The sequence below is a fragment of the Bacillus marinisedimentorum genome (genome assembly GCF_001644195.2).
GTDB classification, from domain to species: domain Bacteria; phylum Bacillota; class Bacilli; order Bacillales; family Bacillaceae_O; genus Bacillus_BL; species Bacillus_BL marinisedimentorum.
This window is the reverse complement of the sequence record NZ_LWBL02000005.1, coordinates 68,284-83,376: the sequence shown is the minus strand read 5'-3', so window position 1 is coordinate 83,376 and position 15,093 is coordinate 68,284. Positions and strand designations below refer to the sequence as shown.

Here is a 15,093-nt window from a genome sequence, read left to right as displayed (position 1 = left end):
TCGGAAAGGAGGTTGCCAGGTGGAAATGGATGCGAAAAGGGCAGACGGGTTTTACCAGGAGTTTGAAGTGTTCAGCAAACGGACAGATTCCGCCCCGATGCAATACCAGTTCAGCTTGCTTGCACCGAATCACGAACTGGCGCTTGTCATGGCCCAGGAAAACTTCATGAGGCGCGAGCCGGCTGCTGATATATGGGTTGTGAAGCGATCGGATGTCCGGATGCTGAATGAAGAAGAGCGGAACATGCTGAAGCGCCTTGACAACAAAGATTACCGCACGACGAAGGGGTACGGCTACTTGAAGAAAAAGTGGCGCCATTACGAGCAGCAGATGCTTGATGAAACAGAAATCCTGTCATGGAAGGAGGGGAAGAAAAATGCAGGTGACAAGCCCGAAAGAAGCGGCACAACATGAGGAATATCTTGCAGCCCTGAAAGAATTGCTCTTTCAGCTGGCTGATGATGATTTCATTCTTGCTTACCGGGGTTCGGAATGGCTCGGCCTTGCTCCCCATATCGAGGAAGATGTCGCCTATTCATCAATCAACCAGAATACGATGGGGCATGCGGCCATGTACTATCTGCTTTTGGAAGAGCTCGGCGAAGGAGATGCCGATGCCCTTGCACACGGGAGGGAAGCGGCCGAACGGCGCAATGCCATCATCCTTGAGGAAGTGAACGGCACCGGGCACTACCTGAAAGAACCGCGGTATGACTGGGCGTTTGCGGTCGTCCGCCACTTCTTTTACGATCTTGCGAAAAAAGTGCGGCTTGAATCACTGAAAAATTCGTCCTATGAACCGCTTGCCCAGACGGCCTTAAAAATCAACATCGAACAATACTATCATATCATGCACTGGAAAACCTGGTTCATCCAGCTTGCGGGCAGTGAAGGCGAAGCGGCGCGCCGCATGAAAGAAGCTGTCGAGAAAGTGTGGAAGGATTTCGGCGGTGTACTGACCCTCGGTCCGCAAGCGGAAAAAATGGCCGAATTCGGGCTGATTGAAAGTGAAGAAAACCTGAAAATGCGGTGGCTTCATGCTGTGAGTGATGTGCTGGAAAAAACGGGAATCGCACTGCCGGGAGAACCGGGGATTGCAAGAGGTGACGGAAGAAGCGGCATTCATACCGCTGATCTTGATGCAGCGCTCTCCCAATTGAACGAAGTTTATGCTTCCGGGCCGGCTTTAAGCTGGTAGATTGCAAGGTCGGAATGCAAGATTAAGAGAATGCTAGCGAAGAAAGCGGGTGCAGTAATGGAAAGTCTGAAAGCGAACATCATGGAAGTGCTGGAAACCGTCAAAGACCCGGAAATGACAACAGTCAGTGTGCTGGATCTCGGGATGATAGAAGAGGTGGAAGTAAGCGGAAGCTCGGTCCGCATTTCCGTCCTTCCTACGTTTCTTGGATGCCCTGCTCTTGATATCATCCACAACAATGTCAAGACGGCGGCTGAAGGTGTGGCGGGGATTGAGCACGCCGAAGTCATTTTCATCAAGCATCCCGCCTGGACATCCGATCGCATCACAAAGGAAGGCCGCGAACACCTGAAGGAATTCGGCATCGCTCCGCCTCCTGAAAAGGTGGCTGATGACGGCATGTGGCAGGTGGAATGCCCGTATTGCGAGTCCCCTTACACTGCTGTCGAGAATCTATTCGGGCCGACAGCATGCCGCAGCATCCTGTACTGCAAATCGTGCCGGAATCCGTTTGAAGCGATGAAGCCGATGACTGATCTGAGCATGACCGGCAATTAAGCTTTTCAAAAAATACGAATAAGAAAGGTTGATGAAAAATGGTAAAAGTAATCGCATTGTACAAACAGCCGAAGGACAAAGAGAAGTTTGAGGAGTACTACTACAATCACCATGTGCCGCTGACGGAAAAAATCCCGGGCCTCCGCAAAATGGAGATGACAAAAATCGTCGGTTCCCCAATGGGCGAAAGCGAATTTTACCTCCTTTGCGAGATGTATTACGACGATCATGAATCGATGAAAAAAGCGCTCCGGACCGATGAGGCGAAAGCTTCAGGAAAAGATGCCATGTCGTTTGCCGGTGACATCGTCACACTGATGATCGGTGAGGAAGTTGAGCATGCCAAAGCATGAGCTGATTGAAACGCAGCAAGAGGACGGGATCGCCTGGATCAGGCTGAACCGTCCCGATGTCCTTAATGCGCTCAATCGCCAGCTTATTTCCGAAATCGTTGCCGAGATGGAAAGCTGCGACCGTGATGATAACGTCAAGGTCATCGTGCTGACCGGTAACGGCAGGGCGTTTGCAGCCGGTGCGGATATCTGTGAAATGGCTGCTGCAGATGCCGTGTCGATGGATATGGAGAACCAGTTTGCGGAATGGGACCGGCTGCTGCAAATCAAAAAACCGGTCATTGCCGCGGTTAACGGCTTTGCTTTTGGCGGCGGGTTTGAACTTGCCCTCGCCTGTGACCTGCGGTTCGCTTCCGAAAACGCGCAGTTCGGGTTTCCGGAAATCAAGCTCGGTGTCATGCCCGGAGCGGGCGGCACCCAGTGGCTGACAAAGTATATGGGGAAAGCGAAGGCGCTCGAGTGGCTCTGGAGCGGGGACCCGATGAAAGCGAAAGAAGCGGAGCGCTTCGGGATTGTGAACCGGCTGGTCGCTCCTGAATTGCTGGAAGAGGAAACGAAGAAGTTTGCACAGAAGCTCGCCCGGCAGCCGCTCATGTCATTGCGGCTCATCAAAGAAGCCGTCGCCGCCGCGGTCGATTCCACGATAGCGGAAGGAATGAAGTATGAACGGAAAAACTTTTACATGCTGTTTGCGACAGAAGACCAGAAGGAAGGCATGAAGGCGTTCGCTGAAAAACGGAAGCCGAATTTCAAGGATCGATAGGGGGGCTGCTGGATGTACGAAACGATACGTTACGAGCTGAAAGGACACGTCGCTGAGATTACGCTGAACCGTCCCGACAAGCTGAATGCTTTTACAGCCCAAATGAATAAAGAGGTTACCGCGGCGGTCAAAAAAGCGTCCCGGGACCAGGGTGTCCGCTGCCTTGTCATCACAGGAGCGGGCCGGGCCTTTTGTGCGGGCCAGGACCTTGCCGAAGTGACGGATGATATGGACCATGCCGAAGTCATCCGCAGCAACTACCGGCCGATGATATTGGCGCTTTCCGAGTGCGAAAAGCCGGTTGTCGCCGCCGTCAACGGCACGGCAGCAGGTGCTGGGATGAGCCTTGCCCTTGCCTGCGATTTCCGGCTGCTGTCGGAAAAGGCGAGTTTCATGGAAGCGTTCATTCACGTCGGCCTTGTGCCGGATTCAGGCAATTTATATTATTTGCCGCGGCTTGTCGGCCATGCGAAAGCGCTGGAGCTTGCCGTTCTCGGCGAAAAAATATCCGCACAGGAAGCGAAGGAAATCGGGCTTGCGACCAAAGTGATCGCGCCGGAAACGTTCGAGCAAGAGACGGCATTGTTCGCCGATAAGCTTGCGGAGATGCCGACAAAAGCGATCGGCCTCATCAAACGATATCTCCAGGAAAGCTGGGAGACGGACCTTGACGGCATGCTTGAAAAAGAGGCATACGCCCAGAGAATTGCCGGCCAATCAGCAGACCATAGGGAAGGTGTCGCCTCTTTTCTCGGAAAACGGAAACCGGCCTTTCAGGGCCAATAATTTTCAAAAGGAGTGGGATGAATGGCAACGGTAAAAGAACAAAAAATGGAACCGCTGGACATGAAACGGGATTTTTATCATCTGATCATTAACGGTGAACGGGTGGAAAGCAGTTCCAACGAAACGTTCACTACATATAACCCGGCAACTGGCGCTGCGCTTGCCGAAGTCGCAAAAGGGTCTGTTGAAGATGCGGATGCTGCCGTCCAGGCGGCACGGCAGGCGTTTGATAAAGGCAAATGGAAGCGGTATCCGGCCGGAAAGCGGGCGCGCGTGATGAACAAGATCGCTTCGATTATGCGGTCCCGCTTCAAGGAACTGGTTGAGCTGGAGGTGCTGAACAGCGGCAAAACGATCGCCGCCGCCCAGGGCCAGGTCATGCAGGCCATTGAGGACTTCGAATTTTATGCCGGTGCCATCGTCAGCCACCGCGGCAAAGTGAACAATGTGCCGGGCGGATTTTTCAACTATACGATGAATGAACCGGTCGGCGTATGCGCGCAAATCATTCCGTGGAATTACCCGATGATGATGGCAGCCTGGAAAATCGCCCCTGCGATTGCGGCCGGTTGTTCGGTCGTTGTGAAACCGGCCAGCCTGACGCCGCTCACCGCCATTGTCATGGCTGAAATTTGCCACGAAGCGGGAGTTCCGGAAGGGGTAGTGAACGTAGTGCCTGGGCCGGGTTCCACTGTCGGCGATCATCTCGTGAAGCATGAAGGCGTCGACAAAGTGGCGTTCACAGGTTCAACTCCTGTCGGCAAAGATATCATGGAAAAAGCTTCGCAAACGCTGAAGAGAGTGACGCTGGAGCTTGGCGGCAAATCCCCGAACATCGTATTTGAAGATGCCGATGTGGATGCTGCCGTCGATGGATCGCTTTTCGGTATTTTCTACAATTCCGGACAATCCTGCGAAGCACGGTCCCGCCTTTATGTCCACGAGGATATTTATGATGAGTTCATGGAAAAGTTCACTGCCAAAACGAAGCGGCTCGTCCTTGGCGACCCGTTTGATAAAGGCACGCACATGGGTGCGATCATTGACCGGAGCCAGCTGGAAACAATCCACGGCTTTGTGAAGTCGGCAATCGAGGACGGGGCGACTGTTGTCACGGGTGGCGAAGAAATGAAGGTTGAAGGATATGAAAATGGCCACTGGTACGCACCGACCATCATTACCGATGTGAATCATGATATGGAAGTCGTAAAAGAAGAGATATTCGGGCCTGTCGTTGTCGTCATGAAGTTCAAAGATGAAAAAGAAGTGATCGGCCTGGCAAATGACTCAAAATACGGTCTCGGTTCTGCCATTTGGACAAAAGACCAGGGCAAAGCGACACGCGTCGCCAACCAGATTCAGGCCGGCATTGTCATGGTGAATTGCCCGTTCTCCGCCTTCCCGGGCACACCATTCGGCGGATACAAGCAGTCCGGTTTCGGACGTGAGCTCAGTGCTGAGACGCTTGACCTTTATACAGAAGAAAAGAGCGTCATTTCTTATTACGGCAGCCGTCCGCTCAATCCGCTCGGCGTCGAATAAACGTACAAACCAGGCCGGCCTCTAATAGGGGGCCGGCGCAATGGCTAAAGGAAGGGGGAGTCAGAAATGGCGGACAATTTGGTTGTCATCGGTTCAGGCGTAATGGGGCGCGGCATCGCGTATGTCAGTGCTGCCGGCGGTTTCAGCGTAAAACTGTATGACATCGATGACGAAAGGCTGGATGATGCACGAGAAGAGATTTCTTCGATTTTTTCAAAAGGCATCCGCCGCGGCAAGCTGACTGAAGCTGAAATGCAAGCAGCGAAAAACAGGCTGCACTATACAACGGATCTTGCGCAGGCAGCTGCAGATGCCGACCTGATCATTGAAGCGGTCCCGGAAAACATCGAGATCAAAAAATCGGTGTTCCAGGAAATCGACCGCTTCGCACCGTCGCACTGTTATTTTGCAACGAACACATCTACCATGAGCCCGACGGAAATCGCATCCTTCACGAAAAGGGAAGAAAAAGTGATCGCCATGCACTTTTTCAATCCCGTCCACAAGATGCCGCTCGTCGAGATTATCAGGGGTATTGCCACTTCCGATGAAACCGCCGCGGCGGCCAGGGCGTTTGCGGAACAAATGGGCAAGGAAACGGTCGTTGTGAATGAGTTTCCGGGGTTTGTGACTAGCAGGATCAGTGCACTTGTCGGCAATGAAGCATTTTACATGCTTCAGGAAGGCGTCGGCACCCCGGAAGAAATCGATAAGGCGATCAAGCTCGGGTTGAACTATCCGATGGGGCCTTTCGAGCTCGGCGATCTGGTCGGCCTGGATACGAGGCTCAATAATCTTAATTATCTACATCAAACACTAGGTGAAAAGTACCGTCCCGCACCGCTGCTCGTCAAGTATGTGAAAGCAGGCCGGCTCGGGCGCAAAACAGGCCGCGGTGTCTATGATTATACAAAACGGGAAGAAGAGCAGAAGGAGCGGATCGGCAAATGAATGAAGTTGTAATCGTCGATGCGGTCCGGACACCGATCGGACGGTACAGAGGCGCACTGAAAAATATCCGGCCCGATGACCTTGGGGCCTATGCAATCAGGGCATTGATGGAGCGGAATCCGGACGTGCCCGCTGCGGAAGTGGAAGAAGTCGTCCTCGGAAATGCGAATCAAGCCGGGGAGGATAACCGCAATGTCGCACGGATGTCGGCATTGCTCGCCGGCCTTCCGGTTCAAACAGCCGCCGTCACTGTAAACCGGCTGTGCGGATCTGGACTGGATGCGGTCATTTATGCAGCCCGTGCCATAGCGGCTGGTGAAGGGGAAGTTTTCATAGCGGGCGGCACGGAATCCATGACACGGGCGCCATATGTGATGGCAAAGCCTGAACAGGAATTTCCGCGCGGAGCGATGGAGCTTTACGATACAACGATTGGCTGGCGTTTCACCAATCCGAAGCTTGAGAAAATGTATGGCGCTGACAGCATGCCGCAGACAGCCGAAAATGTCGCTGAACGGTATGGCGTCACGCGTGAAGAACAGGACCGCTTTGCTTATCAGAGCCAGGTAAAGGCAAAACAGGCGATGGAAGCCGGCCGGTTCAAAGAGGAATTGGTGCCGGTCGTGTATACGGACAGGAAGGGGAACCCTGTCACGGTGGATCGGGATGAACACCCGCGACCGGCAACGACGCTTGAAAAACTGGCTGGATTGAGGCCGATTTTCCCGGGCGGCACAATTACAGCCGGAAACGCATCGGGGGTAAATGACGGAGCGGCGGCACTACTGATGATGAGTGCCGAAAAGGCGAAAGAACTTGGAATCAAGCCGCTTGTCAGATATGTTTCCTCGGCAACAGCCGGGTTGGAGCCGGCCGTGATGGGCCTCGGCCCGATTGAGGCCTCTCGCAAAGCGATGAAACGGGCAGGCATTGGCGTGCAGGATCTCGGACTTGTCGAGCTGAACGAAGCCTTTGCATCGCAATCACTGGAATGCATCAATCAGCTGGGCCTTGATGATGGGATTGTCAACGTGAATGGCGGGGCAATCGCGTTCGGGCATCCGCTTGGGGCAAGCGGCGCCCGCATTTTGACAACGCTCGTACATGAAATGGAAAAGCGCGAAACGCGCTATGGGCTGGCGACGATGTGTGTCGGTGTCGGCCAGGGAATCGCAGCAGTTGTGGAAAAAATATAAAAGCCGTCAGCGTAAGATGAAAAATTGAGGTTTCGTTTAAGTGTTGTTATACTAGGAACTAAATTTCTGCATATTTTCAGAAAAGAGAGAGCAAAAAATCCTGTCTTTTCATTGCAAAGGAAGCTGATATCATGGATAAAACACTGAACACCCGATCAATGATCTTTACGCTGTACGGCGATTATATCCGTCACTACGGAAACGAGATATGGATCGGCAGCCTGATTCGGCTGCTTAACGAATTCGGTCATAACGACCAGGCGGTGCGGGCGGCTGTTTCCCGGATGAATAAACAGGGCTGGGTCCAGGCGCGGAAGGAAGGGAACAAAAGCTATTACTTCCTCACCGAAAGAGGCGTGAGGCGCGTCGATGAAGCCGCCAAGCGGATCTTCAAGCTCAAGCCTGAAAAGTGGGACGGCAAATGGCGTCTCCTCATGTACACGATTCCTGAAGAAAAAAGAAGCATTCGCGATGAGTTGCGGAAGGAACTGGTGTGGAGCGGATTCGGCACGATGGCCAGCAGCTGCTGGATTTCCCCGAACGATCTCGAGGAGCAAGTGAACGCCCTTGTTGAAAAATACGAAATTCACGATTATGTTGATTTTTTCACTGCGGCTTATAACGGTCCGGGGGAAAATATCCGCCTCGTGGAGAACGGCTGGGACCTGGAGGAAATCAATGCGAAATACAATGATTTCATTTCTGAATACAGTCAGAAGTATATCATTGATAAGAATAAAATCGCGCGCAGTCAAATGACGGATGCCGAATGTTTCGTGGAGCGGACAAAGCTGGTCCATGAATACCGTAAGTTTTTATTCGTGGATCCGGGCCTTCCGGAAGAACTGCTTCCGGAACAGTGGATGGGAAGCCATGCCGCCGCCCTGTTCAGCGAATATTACCGGCAGCTGGCCGAGCCGGCAAGCCGCTTTTTTGAGGAAGTGTTCGAAGCGGGAAACGGCAAGAAGAAAGATAAACAATATGATGCCCTTGACCATCCGCTCATTATCGAATAAGGTGATTCGGCTGCAGGCCATCGGCACCCCCTGTTGAGGGGAGTGCCCGCCCTGCGGCACTATTTCAGCTCTTCCTTGAATTCCCTGCCTTTATTAACATACGTATCAATTGTAAGCTGGATCAGTTCCATATCCTTCTCGGTGAGTTCCCGGACCACTTTCGCCGGTGAACCGAGCGCAAGGGTGCGCGGCGGGATTTTTTTGCCGGAAGGGACGAACGCGTTGGCGCCGACAAGCGCATATTCGCCGATTTCTGCCCCATCCATAACTACTGCCCCCATTCCGACAAGTGCTCCTTTACGGAGTACACATCCATGGATGATCGCGTTATGCCCGACGGAAACTTCATCTTCAAGTACAAGCGGGTACTGTTCAAACAAATGGCATGTCGTGTTATCCTGCACATTGCACCGTTCCCCGATTGTGATTGGGGCTTCATCCCCCCTCAATACGGTATTGAACCAGATGCTGGAATCCTTGCCTATCGTCACGTCGCCGATGATGCGTGCGCCTGGTGCGACAAACACGCTGTCATCCACATTCGGCTGCTTGCCTTTGTATGGATATAACATTGGTATCCCTCCTGTTTTCTGATTATTCTGCATTCGATTTCAAGTATAACACTTATTTTACGAGGGGTGTATAAAATGGCGAATAAGCTTTGCGAAACATTACAGATCCGTTTACCGATTGTTCAGGGAGGAATGGGGAATATCAGCAGCCCGGAACTGACTGCCGCCATTTCAGAAGCGGGAGGCCTTGGCACGCTCGGTGTCGGCACAATGACGCCTGAAGAAGCGGAACAGAAAATTTCGGCGGTAAAAAAATTGACGGATAAGCCGTTTGCGGTGAATATTCCGCTGAAAGTCACGCCTTATTTGAAGGAAGTGCTCGGGCTTGCCGTTCAATATGGTGTCCCGGTGTTATCCCTGTCGGCAGGCAACCCTGCCCCATATATCGCGCGTTTGAAAGAAAATGGGATAAAAGTCATCGCCGTTTCATCGACTGTCCGCCAGGCCCAAAAGGCGGAAGCAGGCGGAGCTGATATCATCGTGGCGGAAGGGTTTGAAGCGGCCGGCATCAATTCACCGAAGGAACTGACGACATTGACGCTCATTCCGCAGATCGTGAAGGCTGTTTCGATTCCGGTCGTTGCAGCGGGAGGGATTGCAGACGGCAAGGGACTTGCTGCCATGCTTGCACTCGGCGCTGCCGGAGTCCAGATGGGTACAAGGTTCATCACCGTTAAAGAAGCGCCATTTCACGCCAACTATAAAAACACCGTCCTCGAAGCGGATGAACTCAGGACAGTCGTAGTCGGAAGGTCGTCAGGAAAGGTGAGGCGCCTATTGCGGACGCCGTATGCCGAAAAGCTGCTCGAGCTTGAAAATAACAGGATCTCGCCTGAAGAATTCGACCGGCACACAAGTGAAAAGCAGCATTGCCTTGGTGCGCTTGGCGGCGACCTGGAAAATGGTTTCATCAACGGCGGCCAGATAGCCGGATACATTGAAGACGAGCCGTCAGCGGCTGAACTTCTTGAAACGATGATGGAGGAAGCAAAACGAACGCTGCGCTCAGCGAGTGACGCACTTAATGAAAGCTTTAGCAAAGGAGGATTGGCATGAAGGAAGGAATGGAGACCGGACAGACAGCTGAAGTGACGGCAACGGTGACACCTGAGATGTTTGCCAGCTTTGAAGGACAGGTTGTCCATCCGGCTTACTCGACTGTTTCAATGGTTTATCACATGGAATGGGCATCCAGGCAAATTATCCTACCTTATCTGGAGGAGGATGAGGAAGGAATCGGCGGGGCGGTGACAGTCAAGCATGTTGCGCCAACCGGAGCCGGTTCCGTCATAAAGGTAATCGCAACACTGACGGAGTTTAATGAGACGGTCGTAAAAACGAAGGTCGAAGCCTTCAATGAAAAAGGGCTGATCGGTGTCGGAGAAGTCAAGCAGGCTATCCTGAAGAAAAAAGACATCAAGAAGAAGCTCGAATCAGCTGTATAAAGCCATAAAAAGAGAATGGGGTGGTTTCTGTGACAGAAGAGGTTATGGAAAAGTTGAAAAGCGACCCGTTTGCCGCTTTTTTGGAGATGGAAACAGAGGAAATTGGCGAAGGCTATGCGCGTATTTCCATGGAAGTGAAGCGTGAGATGCTCAATTTCCACGGAACAGCGAACGGCGGTGTCATTTTTTCACTGGCGGATGCGGCATTCGCGATTGCCAGCAATTCTTATGGACAAACGTCAGTCGGCATCAACATGAACATTTCTTTTATGGCAGCGGGATTTAAAGGGGACCGATTGACCGCTGTTGCGGAGGAGGAAACAAAAAATCCGCGCCTCGGTCTGTACAGAATAAAAGTCTTCAATCAGAAAGAAGAACTGGTTGCGGCGGCTGACGGAATTGTATACAGAAAGAAGGAAAAGTTTGCCGGAGATTCAAAAAACTGATTTTAAATAATATTCTGATAATATGTTGACGCTGAAAAATTGCAGTGATACTATAACGATATATAAACGGTTATCACTATTTGTGTGATGGAAACCGTATTTTTTTCAAACATTATGAAAACGCTTACAATTTAACGCGGTGAAGTAATTCTACATAGGGGAGGAAGAAATATGCTTCAATTCAAGAAAGGGCTGCCGATTATGGCATTGCTGCTATTGCTTGTAGGCGGATGCGGCACGACTGCACAGGAAACAGGCGGGGACAATCCTGCAGAAGCGGAAGCGAAAAACGCCACAATCGGCGTCACCCAGATCGTTGAGCATCCATCGCTTGATGCGGCATTCGAGGGGTTTAAAGATGCCCTGGCCGAAGCCGGTTTTAAAGAAGGTGAAAATGTCAAATATGACGTGCAAATTGCCCAGGGGGACATGAATAATGCACAGACGATCGCCTCGAATTTCACAAATGACGGTGTGGATATGATTTTTGCCAATTCGACGCCAAGTGCCCAGAGCGCCTTGAATGCGACAAAGGACATTCCGATCATCTTCACATCGGTGACGGACCCGGCGGGCGCAAATCTCGTTGAATCGATGGATAAGGCCGGACAAAACATCACCGGGACAACCGATATCCATCCGGATGCGATTCCGAACACCGTGAAGTTCATGAGCGAGGAAGCCGGGGCCAGTAAGGTGGGCATGATTTATAACTCCGGCGAACAAAACTCCGTCTCACAGGTGGAACAGGCCAAAAAAGCGATGGAAGGCACCGGAATGGAAGTCGTGGAAGCGACCGTTTCCACAACAGCTGAGGTGAAGCAGGCCGCTGAGTCACTCGTTGGAAGGGCGGATGTCTTTTACATCATTACCGATAACACCGTCGTATCGGCGATCGAATCGGTTGTAAACGTCGCTTCGGAACATGATATGCCGCTGTTCACCGGGGAGCTTGATTCGGTGAAGCGCGGGGCATTCGCCGCGTACGGTTTCGATTATTATGATATCGGCTTTGAAGCCGGCCAAATGGCTGCACAGGTATTGAATGGAGAGAAGGAAATCAGTGAAATCCCTCCCCAATATCCGCAAAACCTGAAGCTCGTCATGAACAAACAGGCAGCGGATGAAATGGGAGTGGATATTAAGGAAGCGTGGTCGAGTGAAGCAGAATTTCTTGAATAGATGATGATTAAAACATTTGAGAGGGTGAGACACCATGTTTACCGCGCTGTTCGGTTCAGTTGAGTCGGGTATCATTTATGCCATTATGGCGCTTGGCGTGTATTTGTCATTCCGGGTCCTTGATTTTCCTGATCTGACGGTCGATGGAAGTTTTGTCACCGGGGCAGCGGTTGCCGCCACGCTGATCGTCGGCGGGGCCAATCCTGTCATTGCCACATCACTGGCTGCAGCGGCCGGCTTTATCGCAGGCTGCTTTACCGGCCTGCTGCATACAAAGGGGAAGATCAACTCCCTTTTGTCAGGGATCTTAATGATGATCGCCCTTTATTCCATCAATCTGCGGATTATGGGAAGGCCGAATGTTCCGCTTTTGAACCAGGAAACGGGTTTCACGAAAATAGCGGAATGGGGAGAATTGCTTGGAATCGATGCGTTCATGAACGGCCTGCTGGCGGCGATCGGGCTGGAACAATTTTCACCGGGCACATGGACGGTGCTGTTATCCATGATTGTGGTCACGTTTGCCATTAAACATCTGCTGGACCGGTTCCTGCTGACGGAAGTCGGGCTGGCGTTGCGGGCGACGGGTGACAACCAGCGCATGATCCGGAGCTTATCGGCAAACACCGACCGGCTTATTGTCGTGGGACTCGGCATTTCCAATGCGATGGTTGCCTTTTCCGGCGCCCTGATAGCCCAGTACGGCTCATTTGCCGATGTCGGAATGGGAATCGGGATGATTATCATCGGACTTGCCTCCGTCATCATCGGGGAAGCACTGTTCGGAACGAAAACCATTGTGCGGACGACACTGGCTGTGATCGGAGGGGCAATCGTGTACCGCATTGTCGTCAGCCTGGCACTTCGGGTCGAATTTCTGGAAACAGGCGATATGAAAATGATAACGGCCGCAATCGTCATCATTGCCCTTGTGCTGCCAAAACTGCTTGAGGATCGGAAAAACAAGAAACGGAAGATGAAGCGCCAGGAAGAACGGCTTCTTGAAATGGAATCTGCAGAAGAAGAGGGTGGGAAAATTGCTGCACCTTAAACAGATCAACAAGGTTTTCAACGAAGGCACACCTGATGAGAAGATTGCAATTGACCATGTGGATCTGGAATTGCAGTCCGGAGACTTTGTGACGATCATCGGCAGCAACGGAGCAGGCAAATCGACGCTGATGAATATCGTTTCCGGCGTGCTCATCCCCGATATGGGAACGGTCGCCATCAATGACAGGAACGTGACCGCCCTGCCGGAATACCAGAGGTCCCGCATGATCGGAAGGGTGTTCCAGGATCCAATGGCCGGGACCTCCCCGTCGATGACAATCGAAGAAAATCTGGCGATGGCCTATTCACGGAATAAACGGCGGACGCTTCGCAGCGGTGTGACGAAAAAACGCAGGGCTTACTTCAAAGAAGTTCTGGAACAGCTCCATCTCGGGCTGGAAAATCGTCTCAATGCGAAAGTTGGCCTTTTATCAGGAGGGGAGCGGCAGGCCCTGTCTCTCCTGATGGCGACCTTCACCGAGCCGGATATCCTGCTCCTTGACGAGCATACGGCGGCCCTTGACCCATCCCGTGCCGAGCTGATCACCGGCCTGACGAAAGAAATTGTATCCAGGTACCAGCTGACGACGCTGATGGTCACTCACAATATGCAGCAGGCCATTGAACTTGGCAACAGGCTTGTCATGATGGATAAAGGGCAAATCATCCTTTCCTTCAATGAAGAAGAGAAACAGAAGCTCACTGTTGAAAAGCTTCTGACCGAGTTCCAGCGGATCAGGGGCGAAAAGATGGCGAGCGACCGGGCTCTTTTAAGCTAGCAGACTACTATTCAAGCAACAATAAAAATAAACATATATCAGGGGAGTTTCATGAGCGGCGCTTAATCATATCTTCCCTTCTTTTTTACGCAAAATTAAAGATGGATATCGAAAACCAGCAAAATGAGGTGGAAATATTGGAGATGTTCGAAAAGATTTCTGAACATGAACAGGTTATTTTCTGCAATGATCCTGATACTGGACTGCAAGCCATTATTGCCATTCATAACACAACGCTCGGCCCGGCTCTTGGCGGGTGCAGGATGCGTCCATATAAAAGCGTTGACGAAGCGCTCGAAGACGTACTGAGATTATCAAAAGGCATGACGTATAAATGTGCTGCCGCAGATGTGGACTTCGGGGGAGGCAAGGCTGTCATCATAGGCGACCCGACAAAGGATAAATCCCCGGAACTGTTTAGGGCTTTCGGGCAGTTCGTCGAATCATTGAACGGCCGGTTTTACACCGGAACCGATATGGGGACCGATCCCGAAGACTTCATTCATGCCTGCAAAGAAACGAACTGCATTGTCGGTGTGCCTGAAGAATACGGCGGCAGCGGCGACTCTTCCGTACCGACAGCGCTCGGTGTGATTTACGCGCTCCAGGCAACGAATGAACTTTTGTGGGGCGACAATTCACTAAGCGGTAAAACGTATGCAATCCAGGGGCTCGGAAAAGTGGGCGGCAAAGTGGCCGAGCGGCTCCTTGATGAAGGGGCGGACCTGTATGTCGCTGACATCAATACAAAGGCGATCGACCGGATTGTTTCAAAAGCGAGGGAATTGAACCGTACGGTCAACGTCGTGCAGGGCGATGAAATTTATGCGGTGGATGCGGATATTTTTGTGCCGTGTGCTTTCGGGGGAATCATTAACGATGATACAATCGATCGTTTGAAGGTAAAAGCAGTCGCCGGTTCGGCCAATAACCAGCTTCTAACTCTTGAACATGGGAGGATCTTATCTGAGAAAGGCATTCTTTATGCCCCTGATTATCTCGCAAACAGCGGCGGCCTCATCCAGGTGTCCGATGAATTGTATGGCCCCAATAAAAACCGCGTCCTCCAAAAGACGAAATCCATTTACGGATCTCTGCTCGAAATCTACCTGGATGCGGCCCGGGAAGGAATCCCCACCGTGGAAGCCGCCAACCGTTACTGTGAACGGCGCATGGCCTCAAGAAACCGCCGCAACAGCTTCTTCACCCATTTAAAGCGCCCGAAATGGGCGGTGCGAGTATAGATTGAAAG

The 15,093-nt window shown here is 51.9% G+C and carries 18 protein-coding genes; 17 read left to right on the top strand and 1 reads right to left on the bottom strand.

The features are described from left to right. Positions 1 to 25: 25 nt before the first annotated feature. From paaB to paaX, 10 genes are all read left to right on the top strand, one after another. Positions 26 to 415: a 1,2-phenylacetyl-CoA epoxidase subunit PaaB gene (gene paaB / locus A4U59_RS00870; RefSeq protein ID WP_070119508.1), complete on the top strand. Its 390-nt coding sequence runs from the start codon at positions 26 to 28 to the stop codon at positions 413 to 415. Then, positions 378 to 1,199, top strand: a complete 822-nt coding sequence (gene paaC / locus A4U59_RS00865; RefSeq protein ID WP_070119405.1) for a 1,2-phenylacetyl-CoA epoxidase subunit PaaC — start codon at positions 378 to 380, stop codon at positions 1,197 to 1,199. The genes paaB and paaC overlap by 38 nt, the downstream gene beginning before the upstream one ends. A gap of 30 nt (positions 1,200 to 1,229) precedes the next feature. Continuing rightward, positions 1,230 to 1,757 (top strand): 1,2-phenylacetyl-CoA epoxidase subunit PaaD, encoded by a 528-nt coding sequence (gene paaD / locus A4U59_RS00860; RefSeq protein ID WP_245680464.1) that lies wholly within the window; start codon positions 1,230 to 1,232, stop codon positions 1,755 to 1,757. Between the two features lie 38 nt (positions 1,758 to 1,795). Next, positions 1,796 to 2,110: an EthD family reductase gene (locus tag A4U59_RS00855; RefSeq protein ID WP_070119403.1), complete on the top strand. Its 315-nt coding sequence runs from the start codon at positions 1,796 to 1,798 to the stop codon at positions 2,108 to 2,110. Beyond that, the gene (locus tag A4U59_RS00850) at positions 2,097 to 2,873 is read left to right on the top strand and encodes an enoyl-CoA hydratase/isomerase family protein (RefSeq protein WP_070119402.1); all 777 of its coding nucleotides are present in this window, start codon (positions 2,097 to 2,099) and stop codon (positions 2,871 to 2,873) included. The genes A4U59_RS00855 and A4U59_RS00850 overlap by 14 nt, the downstream gene beginning before the upstream one ends. Positions 2,874 to 2,885: 12 nt before the next feature. After that, positions 2,886 to 3,659, top strand: coding sequence for an enoyl-CoA hydratase-related protein (locus tag A4U59_RS00845; protein ID WP_070119401.1), 774 nt, complete (start codon positions 2,886 to 2,888; stop codon positions 3,657 to 3,659). 21 nt (positions 3,660 to 3,680) lie between these two features. After that, positions 3,681 to 5,201, top strand: a complete 1,521-nt coding sequence (locus A4U59_RS00840; RefSeq protein WP_070119400.1) for an aldehyde dehydrogenase family protein — start codon at positions 3,681 to 3,683, stop codon at positions 5,199 to 5,201. Positions 5,202 to 5,267: 66 nt separating this feature from the next. Continuing rightward, positions 5,268 to 6,152 carry a 3-hydroxyacyl-CoA dehydrogenase gene (locus tag A4U59_RS00835; RefSeq protein WP_070119399.1) on the top strand — a complete coding sequence of 295 codons (885 nt, stop codon included), beginning with the start codon at positions 5,268 to 5,270 and terminating at the stop codon, positions 6,150 to 6,152. Then, positions 6,149 to 7,348, top strand: a complete 1,200-nt coding sequence (locus tag A4U59_RS00830; RefSeq protein WP_070119398.1) for an acetyl-CoA C-acyltransferase — start codon at positions 6,149 to 6,151, stop codon at positions 7,346 to 7,348. Before A4U59_RS00835 ends, A4U59_RS00830 begins: the two co-directional genes overlap by 4 nt. 131 nt (positions 7,349 to 7,479) lie before the next feature. Further along, entirely contained in the window at positions 7,480 to 8,364 is an 885-nt protein-coding gene (paaX, locus tag A4U59_RS00825) for a phenylacetic acid degradation operon negative regulatory protein PaaX (RefSeq protein ID WP_245680463.1), read from the top strand. Positions 8,365 to 8,423: 59 nt separating this feature from the next. Here paaX and A4U59_RS00820 read toward each other — a convergent pair whose 3' ends face one another. Continuing rightward, entirely contained in the window at positions 8,424 to 8,936 is a 513-nt protein-coding gene (locus tag A4U59_RS00820; RefSeq protein ID WP_070119397.1) for a gamma carbonic anhydrase family protein, read from the bottom strand. 75 nt (positions 8,937 to 9,011) lie between these two features. On the opposite strand from A4U59_RS00820, the gene A4U59_RS00815 reads away from it, so the two are divergent. The 7 genes from A4U59_RS00815 (at position 9,012) to A4U59_RS00785 (ending at position 15,085) form a co-directional block, all read left to right on the top strand. Further along, positions 9,012 to 9,992: an NAD(P)H-dependent flavin oxidoreductase gene (locus A4U59_RS00815; protein WP_070119396.1), complete on the top strand. Its 981-nt coding sequence runs from the start codon at positions 9,012 to 9,014 to the stop codon at positions 9,990 to 9,992. After that, a complete protein-coding gene (locus A4U59_RS00810) occupies positions 9,989 to 10,381 on the top strand; it encodes a thioesterase family protein (RefSeq protein WP_070119395.1) in 393 nt (130 codons plus the stop codon). The genes A4U59_RS00815 and A4U59_RS00810 overlap by 4 nt, the downstream gene beginning before the upstream one ends. Positions 10,382 to 10,425: 44 nt before the next feature. Further along, positions 10,426 to 10,827 (top strand): hydroxyphenylacetyl-CoA thioesterase PaaI, encoded by a 402-nt coding sequence (gene paaI / locus A4U59_RS00805; RefSeq protein WP_070119506.1) that lies wholly within the window; start codon positions 10,426 to 10,428, stop codon positions 10,825 to 10,827. Positions 10,828 to 10,998: 171 nt separating this feature from the next. Further along, positions 10,999 to 12,009: an ABC transporter substrate-binding protein gene (locus A4U59_RS00800; protein WP_070119394.1), complete on the top strand. Its 1,011-nt coding sequence runs from the start codon at positions 10,999 to 11,001 to the stop codon at positions 12,007 to 12,009. Positions 12,010 to 12,043: 34 nt separating this feature from the next. Then, on the top strand, positions 12,044 to 13,060 hold the full coding sequence (locus A4U59_RS00795; protein WP_070119393.1) for an ABC transporter permease: 1,017 nt from the start codon (positions 12,044 to 12,046) through the stop codon (positions 13,058 to 13,060). Beyond that, complete coding sequence (locus A4U59_RS00790) at positions 13,047 to 13,841, top strand: ABC transporter ATP-binding protein (RefSeq protein WP_070119392.1); 795 nt, start codon at positions 13,047 to 13,049, stop codon at positions 13,839 to 13,841. Before A4U59_RS00795 ends, A4U59_RS00790 begins: the two co-directional genes overlap by 14 nt. 101 nt (positions 13,842 to 13,942) lie before the next feature. Beyond that, positions 13,943 to 15,085 carry a Leu/Phe/Val dehydrogenase gene (locus tag A4U59_RS00785; protein ID WP_070119391.1) on the top strand — a complete coding sequence of 381 codons (1,143 nt, stop codon included), beginning with the start codon at positions 13,943 to 13,945 and terminating at the stop codon, positions 15,083 to 15,085. The last annotated feature ends 8 nt before the right edge of the window (positions 15,086 to 15,093 follow it).